Origin of the sequence: Kribbella sp. NPDC051137 (assembly GCF_040682535.1) — a bacterium.
Lineage (GTDB): Bacteria > Actinomycetota > Actinomycetes > Propionibacteriales > Kribbellaceae > Kribbella > Kribbella karoonensis.
Genome location: NZ_JBFBBI010000004.1, coordinates 780489 through 806502, shown reverse-complemented (window position 1 = coordinate 806502; position 26014 = coordinate 780489). Strand labels below are relative to the sequence as shown.

The 26014-nt window shown below is 68.2% G+C and carries 14 protein-coding genes; 12 read left to right on the top strand and 2 right to left on the bottom strand.

Annotation, left to right across the window (positions count from 1 at the left end; genetic code table 11):
• The first annotated feature begins 71 nt into the window (after window positions 1-71).
• The 4 genes from AB0M51_RS25005 to AB0M51_RS24990 all read left to right on the top strand — a co-directional run bounded on the left by AB0M51_RS25005 (window position 72) and on the right by AB0M51_RS24990 (window position 4936).
• Window positions 72-2801, top strand: coding sequence for an AAA family ATPase (locus tag AB0M51_RS25005; protein WP_363750636.1), 2730 nt, complete (start codon window positions 72-74; stop codon window positions 2799-2801).
• A 76-nt stretch (window positions 2802-2877) separates the two neighbouring features.
• Window positions 2878-4323 (top strand): NAD(P)/FAD-dependent oxidoreductase, encoded by a 1446-nt coding sequence (locus AB0M51_RS25000; protein ID WP_363750634.1) that lies wholly within the window; start codon window positions 2878-2880, stop codon window positions 4321-4323.
• 14 nt (window positions 4324-4337) lie between these two features.
• Complete coding sequence (locus AB0M51_RS24995; protein WP_363750632.1) at window positions 4338-4625, top strand: hypothetical protein; 288 nt, start codon at window positions 4338-4340, stop codon at window positions 4623-4625.
• Window positions 4625-4936, top strand: a complete 312-nt coding sequence (locus tag AB0M51_RS24990; RefSeq protein ID WP_363750630.1) for a hypothetical protein — start codon at window positions 4625-4627, stop codon at window positions 4934-4936. Before AB0M51_RS24995 ends, AB0M51_RS24990 begins: the two co-directional genes overlap by 1 nt.
• A 39-nt stretch (window positions 4937-4975) precedes the next feature.
• Here the strand turns inward: AB0M51_RS24990 and AB0M51_RS24985 are convergent, their stop codons facing one another.
• The gene (locus tag AB0M51_RS24985) at window positions 4976-5458 is read right to left on the bottom strand and encodes a peroxiredoxin family protein (RefSeq protein WP_363750628.1); all 483 of its coding nucleotides are present in this window, start codon (window positions 5456-5458) and stop codon (window positions 4976-4978) included.
• A 331-nt stretch (window positions 5459-5789) separates the two neighbouring features.
• A complete protein-coding gene (locus AB0M51_RS24980) occupies window positions 5790-8498 on the bottom strand; it encodes a LuxR family transcriptional regulator (RefSeq protein ID WP_363750626.1) in 2709 nt (902 codons plus the stop codon).
• A 323-nt stretch (window positions 8499-8821) separates the two neighbouring features.
• On the opposite strand from AB0M51_RS24980, the gene AB0M51_RS24975 reads away from it, so the two are divergent.
• The 8 genes from AB0M51_RS24975 to AB0M51_RS24940 all read left to right on the top strand — a co-directional run bounded on the left by AB0M51_RS24975 (window position 8822) and on the right by AB0M51_RS24940 (window position 26013).
• Window positions 8822-9679, top strand: a complete 858-nt coding sequence (locus AB0M51_RS24975) for a DUF427 domain-containing protein (protein WP_363750624.1) — start codon at window positions 8822-8824, stop codon at window positions 9677-9679.
• Complete coding sequence (locus tag AB0M51_RS24970; RefSeq protein ID WP_363750622.1) at window positions 9676-11343, top strand: MOSC and FAD-binding oxidoreductase domain-containing protein; 1668 nt, start codon at window positions 9676-9678, stop codon at window positions 11341-11343. Before AB0M51_RS24975 ends, AB0M51_RS24970 begins: the two co-directional genes overlap by 4 nt.
• Before the next feature lie 334 nt (window positions 11344-11677).
• Window positions 11678-12448: a caspase family protein gene (locus AB0M51_RS24965; RefSeq protein ID WP_363750620.1), complete on the top strand. Its 771-nt coding sequence runs from the start codon at window positions 11678-11680 to the stop codon at window positions 12446-12448.
• 6 nt (window positions 12449-12454) lie between these two features.
• Window positions 12455-16342 carry a hypothetical protein gene (locus tag AB0M51_RS24960; protein WP_363750618.1) on the top strand — a complete coding sequence of 1296 codons (3888 nt, stop codon included), beginning with the start codon at window positions 12455-12457 and terminating at the stop codon, window positions 16340-16342.
• A gap of 876 nt (window positions 16343-17218) precedes the next feature.
• Window positions 17219-17854, top strand: coding sequence for a cation-translocating P-type ATPase C-terminal domain-containing protein (locus tag AB0M51_RS24955; RefSeq protein WP_363750616.1), 636 nt, complete (start codon window positions 17219-17221; stop codon window positions 17852-17854).
• A 169-nt stretch (window positions 17855-18023) separates the two neighbouring features.
• Complete coding sequence (locus tag AB0M51_RS24950) at window positions 18024-23360, top strand: IPT/TIG domain-containing protein (protein WP_363750614.1); 5337 nt, start codon at window positions 18024-18026, stop codon at window positions 23358-23360.
• Window positions 23361-23545: 185 nt separating this feature from the next.
• A complete protein-coding gene (locus tag AB0M51_RS24945) occupies window positions 23546-24712 on the top strand; it encodes a multicopper oxidase domain-containing protein (protein ID WP_363750612.1) in 1167 nt (388 codons plus the stop codon).
• 11 nt (window positions 24713-24723) lie between these two features.
• Window positions 24724-26013 carry a multicopper oxidase domain-containing protein gene (locus tag AB0M51_RS24940; RefSeq protein WP_363750610.1) on the top strand — a complete coding sequence of 430 codons (1290 nt, stop codon included), beginning with the start codon at window positions 24724-24726 and terminating at the stop codon, window positions 26011-26013.
• Window position 26014 lies beyond the last annotated feature (1 nt).

Sequence of the window (26014 nt, the reverse complement as noted above, 5' to 3'; positions counted from 1 at the left end):
CTGGCTGGTCCCCGCAGCAGGACGCTGTTCACCCAGGAACGCGGGCCAGTACGCGACATACACTCCGCAGCGTGTTGCACGATCGCCGGGATGAGATGCGGCTGCTGAGCAGCCTTCTCGATGCTGTCCGCGCGGGTCGTAGCCGCAGCTTGGTCGTGTGCGGGGAGGCGGGCGTCGGCAAGACGACGTTGCTCGAGCACTTCGTGGGAGTGGCCACCGACTGCCGGGTGGTGTCGGCTTCCGGCGTCGAGGCCGAGCAAGAACTCGCTTTCGCAGGCCTGCACCAGATCTGCCGACCGTTGCTGGACAGCCTCGATGTCTTGCCCGAACCACAACGCAACGCCCTGTCGACCGCCTTCGGGCTGCGTTCTGGTTCGGCTCCAGACCCGTTCCTGATCGGCCTGGGCACCTTGGGCTTGCTGGCCGAGGCGGCGGCCAGACAGCCGCTTGTCTGTATCGTCGACGACGCGCAGTGGCTCGACACCGCGTCTCTGCAGGCGCTCACGTTCGCTGCCCGGCGGATGGTGGCCGAGCGGATTGCGATGGTGTTCGCGGCGCGTGACTGCGCCGATGCCAAGGACTTCGGCGGCATCCCGGAGTTGGCGCTCGGAGGTCTCGCCGCTGACGACGCCCGCGACCTGTTGCGCACAGTGCTGCCTGGTCCTGCGGACCAGCGGGTGCTCGACCAGATCGTCGCCGAGTCACGAGGGATTCCGCTCGCGCTGATCGAGGCGCCGCGGACGCTGGACCTGGCGCAGCTGTCCGGCGGGTTCGGCCCGCCGGGGTCGCAGCTCGTGCCACGCTCGGTCGAGGAAACCTACGTTCGCGCCCTGGACGAGCTTCCCGCGGACTCCCGGCGGCTGCTGGTGATCGCTGCGGCGGAGCCATTGGGCGATCCGTTGCGGACGTGGCGTGCCGCCGAGTCGCTCGGCATCGGTCTGTCTGCAGCCGGCCCAGCGGAGGCGTCGGGTCTGATACTGCTCGGGACGCGGTTCCAGTTCCGGCACTCGCTGGTCCGGTCGGCTGTCTACCGCTCGGCCGCACCGGACGAGGTCCGCCAGGCACACGCGGCGCTCGCTGCGGCCACCGATCCCAGCACCGACCCCGAGCGGCGCGCCTGGCACCGGTCGCAATCGGTAGTCGGGCCGGACGAGGCTGTCGCGAGTGAGCTTGCGGAATCGGCGGTCCGGGCACAGCGCCGCGGTGGGCTGGTCGCCGCAGCAGCCTTCCTGTCGCGTTCCGTCGAGCTGACCGGTTCGGCGCCGCGCCGTAGCGAGCGGGCGATGGCCGCCGCTCGGGCCTATCACCAGGCCGGTCACGCCGAGGACGCGTTGCGGTTGCTGCTGATCGCCGAGACAGGCCGGCTGGACGACGCGAAACGGGCGGAGGTCGATCTGCTCCGGGCTCAGATCGCGTTCACCGCCAACCGTGGTGTCGACGCGCCGCCGCTGCTGCTGGGTGCGGCGCGGAGGCTGGAGAAGATCGACGCGGCGAAGGCCCGGGAGACCTACCTGGACGCGGTGTTCGCGGCGATGTTCGCCGACGACCGGGCGTCCTCGAAGAGCCTCGCCGAGGTCGCCGGGGCAGCCCGGAACGCGGTCCGGCCGAACTCTCCGGCCGCGACAGACCTGCTGCTGGACGGCCTGGCAGTGCGCTTCACGGAAGGCTATGTGGCCGCGGTGCCGCTACTGACCGAGGCGCTGGCGGCCTTCCAGGAGTTGGAGCTGACGACCGAGTCGATGCGGTGGTTCTGGCTCGCGCACGTCGTTGCCGGCAATCTCTGGAACGAGCAGACGCTCGACAACGAGCGCCACCTCGAGTTGGCGCGAGAACTCGGGGCGATGGCGACGCTCCCGCTCGCGCTCAGCGTGCGGATGGGCGCACATGTCCTGACCGGCGAGCTCCGGCGGGCCGCGGGACTGCAGACCGAGCTCGATGCGGTGAAGGAGGTCACCGGCCTGCCGACGGCTCCGTACGGCGCCTTGCTGCTGGCCGCCTGGCAAGGACACGAGCAGCGCGCCCGCGCGCTGATCGCGCAGGCGGGTCTCGAGGCCAACCGGCGCGGCGAGAGTTTCGGACTCATTCTGACCGGGACGGCCGCCGCTGTCCTGAACAACAGCCTCGGGCGGTACAGCGATGCGTTGACGGAGGCGACGGAAGCCGCGCGACGTCCGCCGGTCATGGGCGTCGAGCCGTGGGCCGTCTTGGCCGAGCTGGTGGAAGCTGCGGTGCGGCTAGGATTTCGTGTCGAAGCCGAAGCGGCATGGGATCGCCTGGCTGAGACGACCCAGGCCACGCGCACCTCTTGGGGACTCGGTATCGAGGCGAGATGCCGGGCGCTACTGGCGGGCGAGAACGAGGCGGAAGCGCAGTACCGGATCGCGATCGAGCACCTGTCGCAGACGCGGATCCACGGCGAACTTGCCCGCAGTCATCTCTTGTACGGCGAGTGGCTTCGCCGGGCGAACCGCGTGACCGAGGCGCGGCTGGAGCTGCGGACGGCGTACGAGCAGTTCGATCGGATGGGGATGCGGGCGTTCGCGGAGCGATCGGCGGGCGAACTGCGGGCAGCGGGTGACTCGGTGCCGACCAACACGGGCGGGGAGGCGTCGGACCTGCTGACCTCGCAGGAGGCGCAGATCGCGCGGCTGGTCGCGGACGGCCTGTCCAACGCCGAGATCGCCGCTCGGCTCTTCCTCAGCCCACGGACGGTGGAGTGGCATCTCGGCAAGGTGTTCGCGAAGCTCCAGCTGACGTCGCGGCGTCAGCTGAGGCATCAGCGGTTGCCTGGCTCCGGCTGAGCCCGGGGGCTACCGGTACCGCACACCGGGGATCTCACGGACGCGGCACCGGGTGAGGTGGCGCACAGTCGGTGTCGTGACCAGTGCAGAGGAAACGCAGGAGTTCGATGTCGTTGTGATCGGTGCCGGGCCGATCGGCCAGAGCCTGGCCGATCGCGCCCGGGCCGGTGGTTTGACGGTAGCTGTCGTCGAGCGTGAGCTCGTCGGTGGCGAGTGCTCGTACTGGGCCTGCATCCCGAGCAAGGCGATGCTGCGGCCGGTGGTCGCGATCGCCGAGGCGATGGAGGTCGACGGCGCGCGGGAGGCGGTAACGGGCTCGATCGACGCGAAGGGTGTCTTCGGCCGTCGCGACCGGTACGTCACCGGCTGGGACGACTCTGGTCAGGCCGACTGGGTCGGGAGCATCGGCGCGACGCTGATTCGCGGCCACGGCCGGCTCGACGGTCCGCGCCGGGTTGCGGTGACCACGGCCGACGATCGAGTGGTCGTGCTGTCGGCGCGGCAGGCGGTAGTCATCTGTACGGGCAGCATCGCCGCGGCTCCGGACCTCCCGGGGATCGCCGAGGCACGGCCCTGGACGAACCGGCATGCAACCGACAGCAGCGTGGTCCCGGGCCGGCTGGTGGTCGTCGGTGGCGGCCCGGTGGGTGTCGAGATGGCGACCGCGTGGAACGGTCTGGGGTCCGAGGTCACCTTGATCGCACGCGAGCACCGACTGCTCACGCAGTTGGAGCCGTTCGCGGGCGAACTGGTGGCCGAAGGGCTGATCGCCGAGGGCGTGACGGTGCGGACGGCGTCGATCGTCGAGTCGCTGCGCCGCCCTGTCGAGAGCGGGCCGGTGACGGTCGTGCTCGACAACGGTGACAAGGTCGAGGCCGACGAGGTTCTCTTCGCGATCGGGCGGATCCCACTGACCGGTGACATCGGTCTGGACACGGTCGGGCTGCCGTCCGGGACCTGGCTCGACGTCGACGACACGTGCCGGGTCCGCGGCGTCGAGGACGGCTGGCTGTACGCGCTCGGGGACGTGAACCACCGGGCGCTGCTCACTCACCAGGGCAAGTACCAGGCCCGGATCGCCGGCCAGGCCATCGTCGACCAGGCTGCCGACCGGCCCCTCGAGCTCAGCAGTTGGGGGCGGCACGTCACCAGCGCGGACGCTGCCGCCGTACCGCAGGTTGTTTTCAGCACCCCGGAGGCGGCATCAGTCGGACGGACGGCGAGCCGGGCCGAGGCAGACGGCTTCCGGACCCGCGTGGTCGATGTCGAGATCGGTGACGTGGTGGTCGGGGCGAAGCTCTACGCCGATGGGTACCGCGGCCGCGCCCGGATGGTCGTGGACGAGGAAACCCGGACACTGCTCGGGGTCACGTTCGTCGGCCCGGGGGTCACCGAGCTCCTGCACTCGGCGACGGTGGCGGTCGCGGGTGAGGTGACCATCGACCGGTTGTGGCACGCGGTCCCGTCGTTCCCGACCATCAGCGAGGTGTGGTTGCGCCTGCTGGAAGCGTATCGAGGCTGAAGGAGCGTGCGACCATGATCGACTGGGGACCGGTGACGCCGGCGGTGGTCGAGCGCGCGCTGGACGAGTACGACCGGCTGGGCGCGGAGCCGTTCTTCGCCGTGCACGGGTTCGCGCCGACGACGACGTACGAGCTGATCCGTGACGGGCGGACGTATCCGCCGAAGGCGATTCTGGGGACCGCGTTCGAGTTCGCGACCGGACACCGGCTGGCGTCCGCCGACTTCGAAGGCGGCAAGGCGGGTGCGGTCAAGGTGCTCGGTCAGCTGGGCTTCACCGTCCAGCGTAAGGGGGAGCGGTGATGGAGGCGCTGAGCCACGGGCAGGTCGTCGACCGCGCGGAGATCGCGCGGGCGGTGACCGCGGCTCCGCTCCGGTACGGCGATGGCGCGCGGCAGGTGTTCGAGGCGTCGGGCAAGACGACGTACACCGAGGCTGGTAGCTCCACACACGGAACGTGGTCGGTGCAGGACGGCAGGTTCAGCTCGTTCTGGCCGCCGTCTTACCGGGCCTGGTACGACCTGCGGTGGATCGTCGAGGACGGCGCAGCGGTCGGGCTGACGTTCGTCGACCAGGCGCGGGGTTCGCGCTTCGACGGACGGTACGAGCGGTAGCAGGCGACGGCCCCGGCCGCCGGACCGGGGCCGTCGGCCTCAGGCGGTGGGACGCTCCCGCAGATAGCGGATCAACCCGGCGACGTCCTCCGGAACGAGCCGGCCGATCGCGCCGCTGGAGTAGACACTGACGACCACCTTGCCGTCCGGGTCGAGGACGAAGCCGGTGGATTGCAGATAGACGGGGTCCGCGTTGACGAACGCTCCGGTCAAGTCGGCCACCGATGCCGCGTCGGCGCCGAAGCCGACCGGGAAGGTGAGCTTGTGGCTCGCGACCAGCTCGGCAGTCGTCGCCTCGTCGTCGACCGAGAGGGCCGCCACCTGGGCCCCGAGCTCGTTCAGCGAGGTCGCCGCACGCTGGAACGCCCGCAGTTGCGCGTTGCAGTACGGGCACCAGGAGCCCCGGTAGAACAGCATCACGCCGAATCCGCCGTCGAACCTTTCCGGGACGGTGACGTTTTCACCACCGGGCACAGCGAAAGTCAGTTCCGGGAAACGATCACCGGGATAAAGCAAGGGCATCAGCAGGTCTCCTGTCGAGTGGCGGTTGTACGTCGTACGCCATCAGTCTTCGAACCGCCGGCATGCCGTCGCTTCCGGCAGTGCCCCGGTCTTGACCCCGGTCAGGCGAAGCGCCAGGCACCGGCCGGCGGAGGAGCGGGCCCTGCACGCTCCTCGTCGTCGCAGCCGGCTACAAGACGACGATCAACCTGCTCGACTCGGCGATCTACGCCTTGCTCGTCAACCCGGCGCAATTCGAGCTCGTGCGGATGGGCAAGATCGGGTGGTCCGACCTGCTCCCACTGCCCAGCATCATGGGCATCGGCCACCGGACGCTCCCGGCACTGCCGCATCAGCGCGGCAGCACCTGGTCGAGCTGACTGCGCGAGCTGATCTCCAGCTTCGAGAACACCTTGCGCAGGTGGTATTGGACGGTGCGGGCGCTGATGAACAGCCTCGTAGCGATCTCGGGGTTGGACAGCCCGTCCCGGGCCATCCGGGCGATCTGCGCCTCCTGCGCGGTGAGCTCGCTCCTGGGCGTCACCACCCGCTGCCGGGCCGTGCCACCGGCTGCCTGCAGCTCGCGGCGCGCACGCTCCGCGAAACCGGCAAGGCCCATGGCCTCGAAGCCGGTGTACGCCGTCCGGAGCCAGTCTCGACCGTCTGTACGACGTCGTTCGCGGCGCAGCCACTCGCCGTACAGCAGCTCGGTCCGCGCCAACTCGACCTTGAACCCGGTCTTCTCGAGATGCCCGATCGCGTTCTGGTAGAGCCGTTCCGCGGTTTCGCCGGTGCTGATCAGCGCTCGGGATCGGGTGTATACGCCGAGAGCCCAGTCGGTGCCGGTTGCGTCGGCCATTCCACGCAGGACCTGGCAGGCGCGATGCGCGGCGTCGAGCGCACCGACCCGGACCGCTGCCTCCACGAGTTCGCCTGGCGCAAGCATCATCGACAGATGGTCTCGCGGGTCGTGCAGTGCCCGTTCAGCCGCATCCAGCGCGTCCTGGTACCGGCCGAGACCGTTGCCCAGGACCGCGCTTGCCCAGTCGGCGAACGCGAGCCCGATCCCTTCGCCGCGCCGCATGCCGTCCTGCTCCGTCGCCCGGACCAGAGCCAGCGTCTCTTCGCGCTCACCGCGGAAGGCGGCCAAGGCCAACCGGCCGTACGGCGTCAACTGTCCACCGGTCACCTCGTTCGCAGCCTGTACCTCGTCGCTCAGCATGGCCGCGGCCGACAAATCCCCCTTGAACAAGCTGACGTATGCCAGTGAGGTCAGCGCCAGCGCAACGTTGCTGAGAATGCCTGTCTCTCGCACGAGCTGGAGATGGCGCCGGGACAACCGCTCCCACCGGTCCGCGTCCCACAATCGCAGCGCTGAAGTCGTTGCCATCCACAACAACTGCAGCTCCTCCTCGACGGTGACCTGACTGCCGAATCCGGCCAGTGCCCGGTGCAACGTGGCGGCGCCGGCGGCGTAACCGTCCCGATAGTGCAGCGCGTTCCCGTCGAGGAGTAGGTCGGCGGGGCGCTCCACCACCGCCCGGGGAGCGCTCGCGGCGGCCCGGGCGACAGCCACCACGTCGCCACCCGGTTTGGCCAGCCGGCCGGCGAAGATCGCGGCGGACAAGGCGTCCAGATAGGTCTCCCGCGCCAACATGACATCGACTGTCTCCAGCCGCTTCGCCGCCTGCAGCATAAGTTGAGGTGCGTCGTTGCCGCGGTTCGTCAGGAAGGCGAGTTGGGCGCGGACCTGGTCGGCGCGAGCACGTTGCAGGTCGCTCAGCTGTTCCGCTTCGGCCAGGGTCACCAGGTCTGCCGCCGATTCGAACGCACCGGTCCGCAGCTCGGCCTGCGCAGCTGCCAGCGCGCGGCCGGCCCGCTTCGCCGGGTCGACGGTCAGTGCAGCCGACCGGAGCAGAAAGGCGGCAGTCGCGGCATAGCCGCTGCGCGCCTGCGCCCGGCCGGCCGACCGTTCGAGCTCGTCGGCGATCTCCTCGTCGGGGCCCGCCGAGCCCTGCGCCCGGTGCCAGGCGCGACGATCCGGATCCGCCGCGGCGTCGGTCACATCGGCCAGCACCCGGTGCACCTCACGTCGCTCAGCAGGCGAAGCGGAGCAATATACCGCCGTGCGTACCAGCGGGTGCCGGAATCGGATGCGGGGCGAGAACTCGGCCAGGCCGGCGTCAGTCGCAGGAACAGCTACCTCCAGGCCCAGGCCGAGCAGTACGGCGGCCCGCCGCACGAGCCCGTCGTTGCCGGAAGGCTCGGCAGCCGCCAGCAGCAGAAGCCGACGCGTCTCGTCGGGCATGGCGTTCACCCGCTGTGCGAAGTTGTCCTCGATACCGCCTGCGCCAGGCAGCCCGAATCCGCCGGCCAGCTGAGCAGCCGTCAGACCGCGCGGCAGCTCCAGCAACGCCAGTGGATTGCCGTGTGCCTCGGCCACCAGCTGATCCCGTACCTGCGCGTCGATCGGACCTGCGAGTACCCCGTCCAGCAGGTCGTGTGCATCGGCATCGCGCAGCCCACTGAGCGGGTATTCCGGCAGCCCCGCGAGCATCTGTCCAACCTGCCGGGTGGCGAACACGAGTCCGACCGACTCGGCATCCAGCCGCCGTGCGACGAAGGACAGAATCTGCGCCGAGCAGCGGTCGAGCCACTGCTGGTCGTCGACCAGGCAGAGCAGCGGCTGGTCGACGGCAGCTTCGGCCAGCAGGCTCAACACACCCAAACCGATCATGAACATGTCCGGCGGCGGCCCGGCACTGATGCCGAAGACCGTCCGCAACGCTGTGAGCTGCGGGGCCGGCAGCCTGTCGAGCAGGTCGAGCAACGGTGCGCACAACTGGTGCAGTCCGGCGAAGGCCAGCTCCATCTCGGACTGAACCGCGGCGACTCGTGTCACCCGGCACCCGTCCGCTTGGACTGCCAGGTAGTCCAGCAGCGCCGTCTTGCCGAGACCGGCCTCTCCGGACAGCACCAGCGCACGGCTGTCTCCAGTACGTACCGCCGCGACCAAGTCGTCGAGCGTGCCGCACTCCGCGTGCCGGCCGGTCAGTTGCACGGCACCACGCTAGCCGTTGAGCCAGCCATTGGCGGATGCGAACGACCAGCCTGTTCGTATTCCGTAAGCGGTATGACACTGGAGGACAGAACGATCCTGGTCGTCGGCCGCACGGGCGGCATTGCCCAGGCTGTCACGTTGGCCGCTCGGGACGCGGGCGCGAGGGTCGTGTCCGAGGTGGGCTCGCCGATCTCGACCGGGACGCCGTACGCCTGTCGTTCGACACCAAGGTCATCGGCCCACTGATGCTCGCCAAACACCTGGCCCCCGGCACGACGTTGCACGTCGACGGTGGCGAACCGCTGATCTGACGGGAGAGGGAAATGGGACTGGCATGGCAACAGGGCCCACTCGGGACGGGTGCGATCGGGCGGTTTCTCGTTCCCGCCGAACTGCCCGAGCGAATGCTGTTCGCGGAGCCGCTGCGTCGCCGGATGCGGGTACGGCTGGGAGACATGTGGATCGCCGACAGCGAGGACGTGGTGGCGCTGCACGAGCCCGGGCGCTACCCGGTGGCGTACTTCCCGCTGGTGGACATCGTGGCCGACATACTCGAGGGCGATGGACGCACGACGCAGCACAAGGACCTCGGCGCGACCGCATGGTTCACGGTGACCGCGGGTGAGACGACCAAGCCACGAGCGGCGTGGCAGCACGTTGATCTGCCGCGGCACGCGAGTGAGCTGGAGGGGCGGGTCGCGTTCGCCTGGCGAGCGATGGACGCGTTCTACGAGGAGGACGAGCGGATCGTCGGGCACGCGGCGGACGCCTATCACCGCATCGACATCCGGCAGACCAGCCGGCGGCTGGTGGTCCGCAACGACGACGGTGTGGTCGCGGACTCGTCCCAGCCGCTGGTGTTGTTCGAATCCGGCTTCGCGCCACGCTGGTACGTGCCGCGCGAAGATGTCGTGCAGGATGCACTGACACCGGTCGAGGGCCAGACGTTCTGCCCGTACAAGGGGTTGTGCAGCTACTACGACATCGGCGGCAGCCATCGCGCAGCCTGGTCGTACGAGGACGCCTGGACCGAGGTACGGCGGATCTCGGGCATGGTGTCGTTCGAGGCGGACAAGGTCGAGGTGGAGCTGGATGGCAAGCGGCTGCGGCTGGAGCCTGGCCAAGGAGTCGTGTCACACGGTGTCGACCGCGACCTCACGGTCGAGGAGCTGGCCGGATGAGTGCATCCCGGGTTCTGTCGGTGAACGTTGGCCTACCCAAGAGTGTGGAGTGGAACGGCAAGACGGTCTACACCGGCGTCTGGAAGCAGTCAGTGGTCGGCCCGGTGATGCTGCGGCGGCTGAACCTGGACGGGGACGGACAGGGAGATACCGCAGGGCACGGTGGTGAGCAGCGTGCTGTTCTCGTCTACCAGATCGACTCGTATCGGTACTGGGAGAAGCACTTCGGACGGAACGACTTCGTCTTTGGGCAGTTCGGCGAGAACCTGACGGTCGACGGACTGGCCGATGACGAGGTGTGTATCGGCGATCGCTATCAGATCGGCAGCGCCGTACTGGAGGTGACACAGCCGCGGGTCACCTGCTACCGCGTCGGTTTGCGGATGGGTGAGCCCGAACTGCCGGCGCTGTTGGTCAGCCACCACCGTCCGGGCTTCTACTGTCGCGTCATCACCGAGGGCGAGGTGGCCGCGGGCGACGGGATCGTCAAGACGTCGACAGGGCCGTGCGCACTCAGCGTCGCAGACACCGATGCGTTGCTCTACCTTCCACACAAGGACCGGGCGAAGCTGCGGATCGCTGTGGACATCCCGGCACTCAGCCCGGGGTGGCGGGGTTCGTTCGAGGAGCTACTGACCGACACTGCGACGAGGCCCGCGTGGGACGGCTTCCGGCTACTGGAGGTCACGGATGTGGTCGCCGAGAGCGGAAACGTGTTCTCGATCCATCTGGCGTCCGCGGACGGTGGGCAACTGCCGCCGGCGCGCGCAGGTCAGTATCTGACCTTCCGGCTCCCGAATGCGGGTACGCCGATTCCGGTACGGAGCTACTCCTTGTCGTCCTGTCCCGCGACCGGTAGCTACCGCGTGAGCGTGAAGCATGAGCCGCATGGGGTCGGCAGCGGTTATATGACGAGCCGACTCACGAAGGGCGACGTACTCGAGGTCGCCGCGCCACGTGGTGACTTCGTACTGGATGACCGCGCTGGTCCGGTGGTGCTGGTCTCTGCAGGTATCGGAGTGACGCCGGTGTTGTCGATGCTGTACTCGCTGGTGGCTGAGCGCAGCACCCGGGAGGTGTGGTGGATCAACGCGTCCCGTGGGCCGGAGGAGCAGCCGTTGGCTGCCGAGGCTCATGACCTTTTGGCTCAGCTGCCGAACGCGCATGAGCACGTCTATTACAGCTCGAGAGACGGCCGGCTCTCGCCGGAGAAGCTGGCGGAGCTGGCACTGCCCAGTGAGGCGTCGGCCTACATCTGCGGCCCGCGGTCCTTCATGACCGACATCGGCGCAGCACTCACCGCTGTCGGTATGACCCGCATCCACACTGAGCTGTTCGGTGCCCTGCCGGCTACGAACCCGGGCATCGCGGGTGAATCGATCCGGCCCCCGCACCAGCCTGCTGCTCTCGGCACCGGCCCGCTGGTGACGTTCGCCCGTAGTGGTATCGCGACGCCGATGGGCGGCGACAACATTCTCGAGCTGGCCGAGGCCTGCGACGTGCCCTCTCGCTGGAGCTGCCGCACGGGCGTCTGCCAGACCTGCATGACCCCGTTGTTGTCGGGGGAGATCTCCTACTCGCCTCCACCGCTGGAGCTCCCACCGAGCGGCCAGATCTACGTCTGCTGCGCTCGCCCGACTACAGACCTGGTTGTGGACATGTGATGGATGACAAACTCGAAGTCGCCACCCTGCATGTCACCGACGTCGACGCGGCGCCGACGCGGACTGTCACCCTTGCGGCGGGTACCGAGTCGTACAGCTGACGCCGCCCGGAGCTCAGCCCGGTCGTGGAGCCGGACCGCCGCGCACTCAGGAATCACGAAGTCCTCAACACTCTGAACACATCGACCTCGATCCGCCAGCCCTAACCTCGTAGCCGCTGTACGGCCGAGGCTGATCGTCATCCGCCGCGAGTGAGCGCAGGTTCGTCACAGCGGTGAGCGTGGTGCTCACTTTCTGGCACACTCGACTTTCCGAGGTCGGTGAGGAGTGGACTATGGTTCTGCGGGCCGTCATTGCGGGAGTCGACCGCTACCACGACAGCAGCATCGGCAATCTGTCGTTCTGCCGTTCTGATGCATTGGGCGTCGCGGAACTGCTCGAGCGGGTCCACCCGGACGAGGTCGACACCGAGATCCTGCTCGACGGGGACGCGACCCGGCGGAACCTGATGGTCTCGATCGGCGAGCGACTGCCGCGGGTCACCTCCGAAGGCGATGTCGTCCTGCTGTACTTCGCCGGGCACGGCAGCCGGGAGACGACCGCCGGGATCGACGACGCGGCGCGCTACCTGGTCACGCACGACACCGAGTACGAGAGCGTCTACGCGACCGGGCTCGACATGGAACGCGAGCTGCCCCGCCTGTTCGAACGCATCCACCGCCCGCAGCTGATCCTGATGCTGATCGACGCCTGCTTCAGCGGACGCGCCGGCGGTCGGACGTTCGAAGGGCCCCGGCTTCGGGCTGAACGCGCTCACGTCCGAGGCGGCCAGGTGTCCCTGAAGGGCCTCGACCTCGGCGAGGGCCGGCTGATGATCGGTGCGTGCGACGAGGACCAGGTCGCCCGGGAGGAAGCTGCTCTGGGTCATGGCGTGTTCACCAACTACCTGCTCAACGGTCCGGCCCCGCGCGACGACAGCGACACGGTCGGGATCCTCCAGTTGTACGAGGAGATCGCGGCTGCTGTCAGTGCCCACACCCGCGGCAAGCAAACGCCCGTGCTCAACGGCCGCAGCACGCTCGCCCGCTTTCCGCGGATCTGGTGACCGGTGGTGCACATCGGGGATCACAACGGGATCTCCTTCATCGAGGGCCCAGGTGGCATCACGGGGGTGTGCGACCGGTATCACCGCAAGGAGGTGGTCGGCTTCCGCGAGGACGGGCTGATCGATCTGGCCGATCCGCCGCGTCCGGTCTCGGAGTACGTCATCGGCGGAGCTCTGCCAGGAAGCGACGGGAAACCGTTCCACCTCTACACCCCGACCGGGTTCGGGCGCTCGGTGTCGTACGAGGCGCTGGAGCACGACGAGCCAGGTGTCCTGGCCGTCCGGTTGACGATCGGCCTGCCGGACCGAACGCTGTACCGTGTCCATTGGCAGACGTTCAGCCAGGACGACGACGTGTTCACTCTCGCCGACGGAATCTCGGTGACTGTCTCGTCGTCGCTGCCGTGGGTGTACCAAGGTTCCACCTTGCAGGTGCACGCCGGACCCCACCCCGGCAAGGTGGTCTTCGTGGTGGAAAGCCGACCGCCGTCCGCGCTGGCCAGAGACGTCGCGATCGTCGTCTGCGAGGGGTATGAACGCGAGGCCCTCGTGGTCCGGGCCGGGTGCGGTCGTGGTTTCGTGCCGTGCTTCGTCCTGCCCGAGCAGCAGTGGTCGCAGCGCGTTGCCGAGCCGGGCGACGTACTGGTCGGCCCGGGTGCGCGGCCTGACATCGACCTGCTACCGCCCGGTGCCCCGACACTGCTCGCCCCGGACGACGAAGCGGCGTACGGGCCCGCGCTAGCCCTGGCCGTCGCTCATCAGGCCCGGCTCGTGCTGACCGGCGAGGGCGCTGTCATCACGCTGACCGGCGACTCTCCGGCGCAATGGCACCTCGCGGACATCCTCAGTCAACCGCTCGAGGTCTTCGGAACCAGCCGGGAAGTGGTCGTTGCCGAGAGCACCCTCACCGATCTCGTGATCTGCCAAGCGGTCGGGTACGCCGACCTCAAGCAGTGCGGGCTCGCCTTTGTGCCGGCCATCACCGACGGAACCAGCAGTGACGCAACCGTCCTGGCGCGCGAGTGCGCCGCGGCCGTCCCATCCGGGCTGCGGGAGCTGAACGCGGACGTACTGGTGGTCATCACCCGTGCTCAGGCCCTACACCTGACACCGCTGCCTGATGGTCGGCACTGGGCTGATCGCTACCTGGTCGCCCATCTGCCCGGACAGGTCGCGAGCATCCTGCTCAGGCGGCCACGCGAACCGACACCGCCGGTGCTCTTCGGCGTCGTCTTCGACGCCCTACGGGCCTTCACCTCGACCGAGGGCGACCTCTATCAGGACAAGCTCGCGACCGGTCTGTCCGCCCCGCTGGTGTTGTCCCGCGGGAACGCGCGGCTCGACGTACTGCGTGAGGTCCTGCAGCGGGTCGACGTGGACCTGCTGCTGGTCATCGCGCACGGAGAGCAGGACCACTTTGCCGACTCTGCCAACGACGAGATCAGCGACAGCCTTATCCGGACCTGGCAGCTGCGGGGTGCGCCGGTAGTGTTCAACAACTCCTGCTCGAGTTGGACCACGACTGGCGAAGCGTTCCTGGCCGCCGGGGCGCGGGCCGTGGCGGGGACGCTGTGGCCGGTCACCAACGACCTTGCTGCCGGGATCGGCACGTCCGTCGCGGAGTCGTTGCACGACCAGGATCTCCTGACGCTGATGCACCAGGCCGTCCGCGAGGCCGCCGATCCGGACGCAGCCGCCTACGTGTACGTCGGCCTGCCGGGTACCCGCTTCCTGGCTCGGGAGATCCTCGACGAGGACGAGATGGTCGCCCTACTGAGCCAGGCGATGGATTCGCTCTTCCGCTGCCTGAACGGGCTTGCGGCTGAGGGCAAGGTCGCGGTGGCGACCGCGCTGCACGACGCCACGGTCCCTGCGCTGCGAGCCCGGTTCGGAGCCCTGGCGACGCCCGGGGAGCTCCCTGCGCATCTTCCGCCCCCGTCGGCCCAGGCGACCGTGATCGACGTCGACTACCTGCTGGCGAACGCGAGTCTGAGCTTCTACCGCGCCATCCTGCCCACCGTCTCGCCCCAGCGATCGGCGGCGGTCGTGGAGCAGATCCGTCGGCATCTCGGGATCGCCCACCACGAGCTCGTCACCTGGCCCGAGCGGCACCGAGCGTGGCTCGCCGCGAGCCAGGCGCGTCGCCCAGCGGCATCGGACATCCTGCTGACCGCCCGCTTCGCGGGAGCTCAGGTGCTGCCGTTCGCGAGTCTGTGCGCTGAGCTGCGCCGGCCGGACGAGGCCCGTCACTGGCTCGGCGTCGCCGCCGAGCTGATCGGTGCCTCGGGCAACCAAATGGTGCTCGACCGGATCCGCTCCGGCGTCGTCGAGCATTACAGCGGCCAGAGCCCCTCGGATCCGGTCACCATCGACTGGCTCGCCGAGGCGCTGGACAGGTCGTTGCTGGCGCAGCAGTTCGGCCTGATCAGTGAGCAGCTGGGAGACACCTCCGAGGCAATCGCCTTTTACCAGGCCGCTGTCGAGCTCAGCCCGGCCGGCTCCGCCGCCGAGACTCAGGTTCAGGCCAGGCTGCGGAATCTGCGGGGGCCGCAGGGCGACCCGCTCATCGAGTACGTCGCCGCGTTCGAGACCGCCGTAGGGGGTGACGACTACTGCACCGTCGGCGACGCTGCTACGGACCTGCTGAAGTACGCCGCCGGGAACAGTCGGTCCCTGAGCGACGAACTGGTCCGTCGTGCCCTCGCGCACGACGTCCCCCACGGCGGCTCCCACCACCAAGTGGTCCACCGGCTCAAGATCCTCGGCGCCGCGCTGACCTACTTCGCCGCCCACAATGATCCGGCCGGGGTCGAGGCCGCGGTCAGTGAGGTCTTCAGCTACGTCGGTGCGTACGAGTCCAGCGCCGTGGTTCCGCTGAACGAGCTCGCCGCCTGGCACTACGGCAGGGGTGATCTCACCGCGGCGATTGCGACCGGTCTCGCCTTCGGCACCCGGCTTCGGGAGGCGCGCTGCTTCGAGTCCGCGGCCAGAATGCTGAGCTTCACGGCACGGGTCATTCCCCGGGCATACAGTGCCGCGCCGGATCCGAAACTCCTGGAGCAGCTGTTCGACGTGTCCGCGACGATCGGCCGGTTGCTGACCGAGCACGTCGAGGTCGGCACAAGCATTGGCGACCGAGTGGACGACGTACTGGAGCAGACGGAGTCTGTCTGGCGGCAGCTGGCCGACCGCGACAACTGGCGGCTCGCGTTGCGCGGCTACCAGGCGTCGACCCGGTGGCCCGGCGTACGACGGATCGACGATTGGGAGCTGCTGGCCAAGGCCAACCATCCCCGCAATCTCGACGCCGTCCGGACCACCTTCCTCGTGCGCGACTGCCGGCTGAGGATCGAGGCGGACCTCACTGTCACGCGGACCACCTCGACGACCCGCGAAGGATCCTCCGGTCCCGGAACGATCTACGCCCTGTGCCCGCTGGCCGATCGCCCGGCCGAACTGCGCGGGCCGGGCGCGACCTTCGTCGCGGGGACGGCCGTCTTCGCGCTCACGGCGCACGAGACGGTGACGATCGAGGAGATCGGCGTGCAGGTCCTCAGCACCGCGGACGGCTGGTCGACTTACCGCGGTCGGTGGGGAAGCAACACGGTTCCTCATCGGCTGCGGATCGACCTGGCGCCGGGGCTGATCCCGGCGGTGATCCGGTGCGAGCAGCGGGGACGGCGTTCCAGCAGGGCGACCGTTCGGTTCGACGAAACCGGCGGCCACATCGACGTCCGCGGGGAGTATTCCGACGAGGCCTGGGTCGCCGACGTCACCGTGGTCTTCGCCAGATCCCCGGAACTGGGCCGGCTGATCACTTCCCCCGACCTGCCGTTCAGCCAGGAACTGCCGGCCGAGCTCTACACGCTGATGATGGCCGACCCGCCGCGCTGACGATCATTCCTTGTCTCCCGCCATCTGCTGGACCGCAGGATGGGATGGGTTCGAGGCGACGCCGGACAGCATTGATGGAGGCGAAACTGCGCAGAATGGTCCAGGAGCTGGGAGACATGACCGTGGCTTTCGATCAGGCCGGCGCGAGCGACATGCGAGCGCTGTACGAAGCGCTGGGTCTGTAAGTGAGTTACAACGACGAGGCCAGATCGGCTGAAGTCGCCGTAAGCCCCGCTCTGTGTGGCTTTCACGTTGGTGTCCGAGGAGGAACCGCTATCTCCGTCCGACGCTAGTCATCGCTTGTCGAGGATTGCGGGCAGGCAACCTGCCGACCGAACGACCGTTGCCGGTCAGTCGGTGGGTCGATCGGTCGTTCACGAGCACCTCCTGCCTGACGCGGCGCCGAGGCTCGAATCCTTAGGTCACCGTGAGGTGGCAGTGGTACCCCCGGATGCCGTGGTTCAGCCGTCGAAGTCGGGCACTCCGGAACACCAGGCAGGCCCAACACCGAGTGCACCGACGGCTGGGATACGACCGGCTGGCTGAGGGTCGTGCGTGCTGACTGAGACTGGGTCCGCCCAACGGATGTCGCCAACGACCGTCGCGGCGGGCTCCAACGTCGACCACAGGGTCGGCGTCACCGAAGCGAGGGTGTGGAGCTTCAGTCCGGCAGCGACGATGACGTTCGGGTTATGGGAGCGGCGCCAGCCGTTCTTGGTGCGCCAGTGCCCGTCGGACTGGAGATCGGCGGAGTCCGTGACGCTGGCGGGTGGCAGTGCGGTGAGGCCGTATAGAGCCGAGGACACGTCGTAGTTGCGCCTTGGGAACTCTGTGTAGTTCATCGTCTACATCTTCGCGCACGCCACGCCCGAGGTGGTGCCGTTCCTGATCTACGCGCTGTCCGGCGGGCGGGTACCGCTACCGCTGACCGTGCTGCGGATCCTCGCGATCGACCTGGGCATCGAGACTTTGCCCGCACTCGCTCTCGGCCGTGAGCCGGCCGAGCCCGGGCTGATGGACCGTCCGCCGCGACGCCGTACCGACGGTGTGATCGACGGGCCGATGCTTGCCCGGTCCTGGGCGCTGCTTGGTGGACTGTCGGCTGCGCTCGTCGTCGGGACGTTCTTCTGGACGCTGCTCGCCGGCGGCTGGCGCCCCGGCGACCCGACCGGGAGCGGCGCCCAGTTCCACCACTTGTGGCTCCAGGCAACCACGATGTCCTTCCTCGGGATTGTCGCCTGCCAGCTCGGCAGGGCCTTCGCGTCCCGTACGCAGTACGCGTCCCTGCGCTCGATCGGTCTGACCACGAACCGTCTGCTCCTGTGGGGCATCCTGTTCGAAATCGCCTTCGCCGCCGCCGTGGTCGTCCTGCCCCCGCTGCAGTCCGTCTTCGGCACCGCCATCCCTCCCGCCCGTCATCTCCTGGTCCTCCTGTGTTCCCGCTCGCAGTCTGGGGAGCGGACGAACTCTGGCGTCTACTTCGCCGCCGTCGGGTCCACTGAGGGCAGATGACAGCCGGATGGCGTCCGGCGCTCGTCCGACGGCTGCGTGCATGAGAAGCGGATGAGAACTCTGTCATTCGCGGCCGCCACCGGTACCCCTGCTCCACTGTTGCGCTGACGGCGTGGCGCCCAATCGGCGCGCGAGTGGGGGAGGGATCGTGACACAGCAGTGGAGATCCATGCCGCGGCGATGGCTGCGGGTGGCGGTCGCGCTCGGTCTGATCGCGGCGTTGATGTCCGCCGGGCAGGTGGGCCGCAACGCGGTGCCGGCGATGGCAGCGGGGCCGGGGAGCCTGACGCTGCACGTGGCCAGCGCGCGATCGGTCAACTCAGGTCCCGGATTCGTGCACGAGAACGATCCGGTGACGCAGTACAAATGGCTGATCAACGTCGACGACACCGGTAACCCGGGCTCGGCCGCCAACCAGCTGACCGACCAATGCCTGCCGGCGACCGCCCCCGGCGGATCGAGCAACCCGGACTACGCAGACACCTGTCCGTGGCCGTCGACCCGGCCGACCTCCGGTTTCGCGCCGATCGTTGCGCAGGGCACCGAGGCGGACCTGAACGACACCAAGGCGCTGGACAACCTGCCGGCCGGCAAGTACCTGATCTCGGTCACCGCCGACGGGTTCAAGATCGACGGTCAGCATTTCACGATCAGCTCCGGGGCGACCACACACGCGGTCGTACGGATGAATCCCACCCCGCTGCCGCTGACCACCCTGCGCCTGCAGGTCTTCAACGACAACGTCCCGGTGGACGGTACCTACGAGGTCGACGCGGAGCGTGGGCTGGCCGGGTTCACCGCCAGCCTGGCCGACGTACTCGGCCTGGTGAGCACCGACTACTACGGCAACCCACTCTGCACGATCTACAAGCACTCCAACGCCAACGGGTCGGGCCCGATGCTGTTCGACGACAACAACCGGCCGATCATCGACACCGCCCGGTCGACCGGCCGGTGTGTCAGCGACGCGACCGGCGCGATAGTGATCCCGAACCTCGGCCCCAACCGGTACGCCGCCACCGTGACACCGCCGGCAGGACAGGACGGCTGGGTCCAGACGACGACACTCGAGGGCGGCCACGACCACGACATCTGGCAGCAGGAAGGCGAGACCGGCTACGACACCGAGCAGGTACGTGGTGCCGAGCTCGTGTCCGCGGTGCAGTTCGGCTTCGTCCGGACCCAGAGCCTGACCAGCACGACGCCCACCGGTGAGGTCAAGGGCGTCGTGATCGCGGGTCTGCCGTACATCGGTGGCCAGAACGGTCAGGTCGTACCGGAGACCGGGTTCGCCGGCGCGAAGTCCGACGGCCCGATCCCGTATCCGTGGGTCGCGCTGTCCGATCTGGACACGGGTGACGCCGCCGTGTACGTCGGACGCGGGGCGGCCGACGGCAGCTTCGACATCACTCACGTGCCGGACGGCACCTACCAGTTGACGGTCTGGGACGACGACCAGGACTACATCCTGTGGAGCTTCAACGTCGAGGTGCACGACGGCGGCGTGACCGACGTCGGCAACAAGATGATCGTCGGGTGGTTCACCCACATCAACGGCAGCGTGTTCATCGACTCCAACGGCAACGGCAAACGCGACACCGGTGAACGCGCCGTGCCGAGTTTCACGCTGACCGTCCGCGAGCGCGACAACTCGCTGATGGACCAGTACACCAACACCGCGGTGACGGATGCGGCCGGCAACTACGACATCAGGGAGACATACCCGCTTGGCAAGTGGCTGGTGCTGGAGGGCTTCAACACCAGGTACAAGACCACCGGTGTCACCTATCAGGCCGCCAACGAGCCCAAGCCGACGACGCAGCTGGGCAGCCTGGTCGACCTCGACTTCCTGCCGATCATCGGTCTGCGCGGCCGGATCGACTGGGGAGTGCAGCCGTACGACGCCGGCACGAACGGCGGCATCGTCGGCACGGTCACCTACGACACCACCCGCAACGAACTGGACCCCGCGATGGCCGCGACCGAGCCGTACCAGCCCGGCATCCCCGGCATCCCGGTGCGGCTGTACGTGCCGAAGGCCTGCACCGACACCACTCCGCCCGACCTGTGCCGCCAGGGCTACGAGACCGAACCGAAGCAGGTCCAGGACGGCGGCGGCAACCTCGTCGACAACCCGAACTACGGCGCGTTCGTCAAGGGTCCCGAGGTCCAGGAGGCCTACACCTCGGAGGAGTGGGCACCGCCACGCGGCTGTACGGCGCGCATGTACAACGGTCAGCCGCTGACCGATCAGCAGGCGCTGCCGGCCTTCGGAACGACCGAGAACCGGTTGTGCGTCGAGGCACCGATGATGGGTGTCGCCGTCGGCGCGAGCGATCGTGAGGGCGGCAGCCAGACCGTCAACGGCAACTACGGTTTCGCGACCTCGAAGATCAACCTGTACCCGCCGACGGACACCGTCCACAACCCCGACGGGCTGGCGCTCTACGCACAGCTCCCGGCGGGGCAGGAGCAGGACCTGCCCGCCCGCGATTACATCGTGTCGGTCGACATTCCGAACGACCCGGTCGACGGCAAGCCGATGTACAAGGTGACGCGTGAAGAGGACGTCAACGTCTTCGACGGCGACACCTACCTTCCGCAGGAGAACTACCCGCCGGCCACTCCGGACCAGGCCGCCGACCCGGCCGGTCCGCCGGACGCGACGCCGACACCGCCGCAGCAGCCGCCGTCCCAGCAGGCCGGCATCATCTCGCCGTGCGCAGGTCCGCTGCACACGGTCAACGTGATGAATCCGAACTTCAACGCCGGCGGTGGCAGCCCGTTCCAGGGCTACGAGCGCCCGCTCTGCGGTGACAAGCTGATCAGCCTCCGGGCGAACCAGGCGACCGCACCGAACTTCAATCTGTTCACCGACGTACCGATCCCGACGCACTTTTGGGGTCTAACACTCAACGACCTCGGTCTGACGCTGGACAAGCGCAGCGTGAACTACGGCGAGGCGCAGGGCCTGCCGTTCGTCCCGGTCGGCCTGTACGACTGGTCGGGGCGGCTGGTCGACACCGTACACACGGACTTCAACGGCCTGTACGAGGCCCTCGAGCCGTCGACGAGTACGTACAACTGTCCGCTCCCGGCCGGCCCGTGCCCGAACATGTACCGGTTCGTCGGGAACGATCCGGGTCAGCCCGGCGCACTGAATCCGGACTACAACCCACGATTCCGAACGATCGCGACCAACTTCCAGGCGTGGCCGGGGCTCTACACGGTCACCGATACTGCCCCGACCCAGGTAGCGGCCACCGTACTGGCGCCAGGATCGACGACGGTCAACCCGACCATGTGCGACCTCGGATCGTCCGTACCGCAACTGCTCGCCGTGGACCGGCCGTACATCCGCCGCGGCGACACCAACCGCACCATCACGGTCACGGGCTTCGGTTTCGGCGATGCCGGTGCGCCCAGCAAGGTGACGCTCAACGGTACTGCGATGGCGGTGACGAGCTGGACCGACAAGAAGATCACGTTCACCGTGCCGGCGCTGTTCGCGTTGGGTGCGGCGACGTTGGAGATCACCGGACACAACGGCAGGACGAGCGTGAACGGTCTGACGCTGCAGGTTCTCGCCGCGAACGTCCCGATCCTGGCCGGTATGACGGCGACCAGTCCGCTGATCGCGGAGGTCGGCCCGACGAAGCAGTACAAGACCGTCCAGGCGGCGCTCGAGGCGGCCGTACCGACCAGGTTGCGTCCGTACTGGCTCGTGGTGATCTGGCCGAACGCCCAGACGGCCGCGAATCCCCGCGGTGACTACAACGAGAACGTCATCGTGCATCACCAGGTGCGGATCCAGGGCGTCGGTCCGGGCGGATTCGACTCCGCCGGAACCTGGGTACCCGGCTCGATCCTCGACGGCTCCGGCTTCAACCTGGACAACCCCAACGGGACTGCCTGGATCAATCTCCTCGGCAGCCTGGTGCACTCGGGTAACCCAGCGGTACCGGATGCGGCCGTGGTGACGATCCTGGATGACCCGGCACGCACGGGCTTCACGCCGGCCAGTTGGCCGGTCACGCTGGACGGCCTCGACATCACCGGCGGAGCCCAGGCGGACCTGCCGGCCAACATCAACACCCTCGACGGTGTCGTCCACACACCGTACGGCGCGGACGGCGCACTGATCACCCAAGGCGGCGGCGTGTACGCGCACGCCAACGTCCGCGGCTTGCAGCTGACCGACAACGTGATCAACGGCAACGGCGGCTCGTACGGCGGCGGCATCCGGATCGGTACGCCGTACGTCGGTGACAACCGCAACTACGACCCGGTGATCGCCCGCAACCAGATCCGCGACAACGGTGGTACGAACCTCGCCGGCGGCATCGGGCTGTTCACCGGAAGCGACGGCTACCGAGTGCAGGACAATGCCATCTGCGGCAACTTCTCCGCGGAGTACGGGGGTGCGCTCACGGCGTTCGGCTACATGGCGAACCCGGGCGGCAGCACCGGTGGCCAGATCAGCGGCAACCGGATCTGGTTCAACGAGTCGTACGACGAGGGCGGCGGGGTGATGGTCGCAGGCGAGTTGCCGGCGACTCCGACGGCGCTCTCGCCGGGCACCGGACCGGTGACGATCAACGCCAACGTCATCCAGGCGAACCTGGCCAACGACGACGGCGGCGGGATCCGGCTGCTGCAGACCAGTGGATCGCACATCTCCCGGTCCGATCCACAGACCATCAACATCACCAACAACACGATCGCCGACAACGTCTCGGCCCACGAGGGCGGTGGTCTCGCGCTCGACGACGCGGTCTTCGTGAACGTCGTAAACAACACGGTGACGAAGAACCTGACCACGGCCTCGGCCGTGACCAGCGACGGTCAGCCCGCACCGGCCGGGTTGTCGACCGCGGCGAACAGTGACCCGTTGCAGGCGCGGCTGCGCAACACGACGCTGTTCCCCAGCTCGCAGGCCTTGGCGGCCACGACGTTCAGCAAGCCGACACTGTTCAACGACGTCTTCTGGGACAACCGGGCCGGCTCCTTCAGCGGCGGGTACGTCTACGGCATCGGCGGACAGCTTCCCGACGGTACGACGAACTCGGTCAACAACTGGGACATGGGCGTGGCCGATCTCCCGGATGCCCTGCTGACACCGACCCACACGGTGCTACAGGACGTGACCGGTACCGCCGCGGACGCGTCGAACTCCACGGTGGATCCGGGATTCGTCTCGCCGTACGAGGTGACGGTCAACATCCTGGCGGTCCGGTCCTACCCGGCCTTCCGGGAGGCCGCGATCGTCGCGGAGTTGTTGCCGCCGGACCTGATGGGCGACTTCCACCTGGCGACCGCCACGCCGCCGTCATCGGCCCGCGGTCTGGGCGCCGCGAGCACCGTCGTTCGATGGGGCACTGCTACCACGGGCTTCAGTTACACCGTGACAGCGCCGACCCCGGACATCGACGGCCAGCCTCGGCCGACGGTCACCGGCATCCTCTCGCGCCGGTACGACGCAGGATCGGACCAGATGACGCCGTGAATCCGTGCGGCCCGCCGCGTTACCCCTCCCGGCGGGCCGCACACCCCGCCCACTTCGAATCACCAACGGGAGACACAGTGACTGACAATTCTGCGTCGCGTCTCACGCGGCGTTCCTTACTCACCGGCGCCGGGGCGGTTGCAGGCGCTGCCCTCGGCGGCCGGCTTCTGACCAGCAGCGCCGTCATGGCCGCGCCGGTCCGGCCCGTGGCGGCAGCCAGTAGAACGGCCGCCGCGGCGCATCCGGTCAAGCAGATGCACCTGGTCGGTACCGACGGCTGGGTCGCGATGCCTGGCGATGCTCCACCGGACCCGCCGTTCTTCCCCGATCCGCTGGCACCGAGTCCCTTCAACACCTATGTGTTCGGTTTCCGTGACGTCACCGGGATGACTTCGAACCTGGTCGCAGCACAGCGTGGCAAGGCGCAGATCAGTGCGCCGATGATGGCGTTCGACGAGGACGACGACATCTACCTCACGCTGACCAACCTCGGTCTGTCGCAGCGACCGGACCTGTTCGACGGCCACACCCTGCACTGGCACGGATTCGTCAACGCGATCCCGCTGTTCGACGGCGTACCGGAACTGTCGCTCGCAGTGCCGATCGGGCGGGACCTGACGTACTTCTACCGGCCGCACGACGCCGGGACGTACATGTACCACTGCCACTTCGAGGACGTCGAACACGTGCAGATGGGCATGACCGGCATGGTGTTCGTGCGGCCGGCGCAGAACCGTACGCCGCTGCACCCGGGCGAGCGGTACGCGTACAACGACGGCGACGGCTCGACGGCCTACGACCGGGAGTTCGCGTTCATGATCACCGAGCTGTGGTCGGCCGCGCACTACCGGGACGCGCACATCCAGGTGAACGACTGGACCGACTACGACCCGAGCTTCTGGCTGCTCAACGGCCGGGCGTACCCGGACACGATCGCCGCCAACGGCGATCCGCTGAGCACGGGCGCGGGCCGGCTGCAGTACCAGCCGATCTCGTCGCTGATCAGGTGCAACGCCGGCGATCGGGTGTTGCTACGGATGTCGAACCTCGGCTACCAGAACCACGCGATGACAGCGGACAACATCGATCTGACAGTGATCGCGAAGGATGCGGCGTTGCTGAAGGGGCGCGACGGTACGACGAACTACCTGACGTCGAACGTGGTCGAGGTGGGCCCGGGGGAGAGCCGGGACGCGATCTTCGTCGCGCCGGGTCCGGGGGAGTACCTGCTGTACGACCGCAAGTACGCGTATCTGGAGAACGGCGGCGGGCCGGGCTACGGCGGCATGATGACGAAGATCGTCGTCGGGGCGCCCGGTACGTATCCGCCACAGACCGCGGCGAATGCGTGAGGGGGAATCCGATGAAACGACTGACTGTCCAGCGAATGCTGGCGCTGGCCGCCGCCGCGCTGCTGGTGACATGTCCGCTGGTGGTTCGTGCTCAGGCCTCGACGGCCGAGATGTCCGAAGGGGTGTTGTGTGACACCGACCCGAACCAGACGTTCTCGCTGACCGCGAGCGACGGCTACATCTCGACGCCGGACGGCAACTCGATCTACATGTGGAGCTACGGCAACAGCAAGCGCGGATTCCAGCTCCCCGGTCCGACCCTGTGTGTCGAATCCGGACGCCAGGTGACAGTGATCCTGCACAACACGTTGCCAGAAGCAACTTCGATGGTGTTTCCGGGCCAGTCGGGCGTCAAGGCGAACGGGAACCCGGCGCAGCCGCAGTTCGATTCCGGCGGCTCGCTGACGTCGCTGGTGCAGACCGCCGCGGCGAGCGACGGCTCGGTGACCTACACCTTCACCGCGGGCAGCCCGGGCAGCTACTTGTACGAGACCGGAACCGACGTCGACAAGCAACTGCAGATGGGTCTGTACGGCGCTCTGGTGGTGCGTCCGGCCGGCCATCCGAATCAGGTCAACGACCGCGCCGACTCGGCGTTCGCCAACGGCAAGGAATACGTCTACCTGCTGTCCGAGATCGACCCCGACGTACACCTGGCCGTCGAGCGCGACCAACCGGTTGACGTGAACGCATCGAAGTCCCGGTACTTCATGATCAACGGCCGCAGCATGCCGGACACGCTGGCGCCGAACAACGCGCCCTGGCTGCCCGGCCAACCGTACGGCGCACTGGTTCACATCAAGCCCTACGACGCTGCGACAAACCCGCTCCCGGCCACGATTCACTATTTGAACGCGGGCAGCGTCAACTACCCGTTCCACCCGCACGGCAGCGACGAGCGGGTGATCAACCGCGACGGTCACGCACTGCAGGGGCCGGCCGGTCAGGACTTGTCGTACCAGAAGTACGACCTCGACGTAGGGCCCGGGCAGACCCTTGACGTGCTGATGGACTGGCGTGACGTCGAGCACTGGAACGCGACGACCAACCCGATCCCGACCCAGCTGCCGGCCATCACCGACCAGCTGCTCGTCGGCTCGGACACCTGGTTCTCGGAGAGCGGCTATCTCGGTACCAAGAACGCGGTGCCGTCGAACATGACGCAGAACAACGAGTGCGGCGAGTACTACCACATCGCACACAGCCACGCGCTCGAGCAGGCGACCAACTACGGCGCGGCGTTCGGCGGCATGATGACGGTCTTCCGCATCGATCCGCCCGCCGGCTGTGTGAGCCAGTGAG

What these genes read in the sequence shown, in the direction of transcription:
- AB0M51_RS24995 (WP_363750632.1), top strand. Translation starts at nt 4,338, where the DNA reads ATGATCGACTGGGGACCGGTGACGCCGGCGGTGGTCGAGCGCGCGCTG.
- AB0M51_RS24990 (WP_363750630.1), top strand. Translation starts at nt 4,625, where the DNA reads ATGGAGGCGCTGAGCCACGGGCAGGTCGTCGACCGCGCGGAGATCGCG.
- AB0M51_RS24985 (WP_363750628.1), bottom strand. Translation starts at nt 5,458, where the DNA reads ATGCCCTTGCTTTATCCCGGTGATCGTTTCCCGGAACTGACTTTCGCT.
- AB0M51_RS24975 (WP_363750624.1), top strand. Translation starts at nt 8,822, where the DNA reads ATGGGACTGGCATGGCAACAGGGCCCACTCGGGACGGGTGCGATCGGG.
- AB0M51_RS24970 (WP_363750622.1), top strand. Translation starts at nt 9,676, where the DNA reads ATGAGTGCATCCCGGGTTCTGTCGGTGAACGTTGGCCTACCCAAGAGT.
- AB0M51_RS24965 (WP_363750620.1), top strand. Translation starts at nt 11,678, where the DNA reads ATGGTTCTGCGGGCCGTCATTGCGGGAGTCGACCGCTACCACGACAGC.
- AB0M51_RS24950 (WP_363750614.1), top strand. Translation starts at nt 18,024, where the DNA reads ATGCCGCGGCGATGGCTGCGGGTGGCGGTCGCGCTCGGTCTGATCGCG.
- AB0M51_RS24945 (WP_363750612.1), top strand. Translation starts at nt 23,546, where the DNA reads ATGGCCGCGCCGGTCCGGCCCGTGGCGGCAGCCAGTAGAACGGCCGCC.
- AB0M51_RS24940 (WP_363750610.1), top strand. Translation starts at nt 24,724, where the DNA reads ATGAAACGACTGACTGTCCAGCGAATGCTGGCGCTGGCCGCCGCCGCG.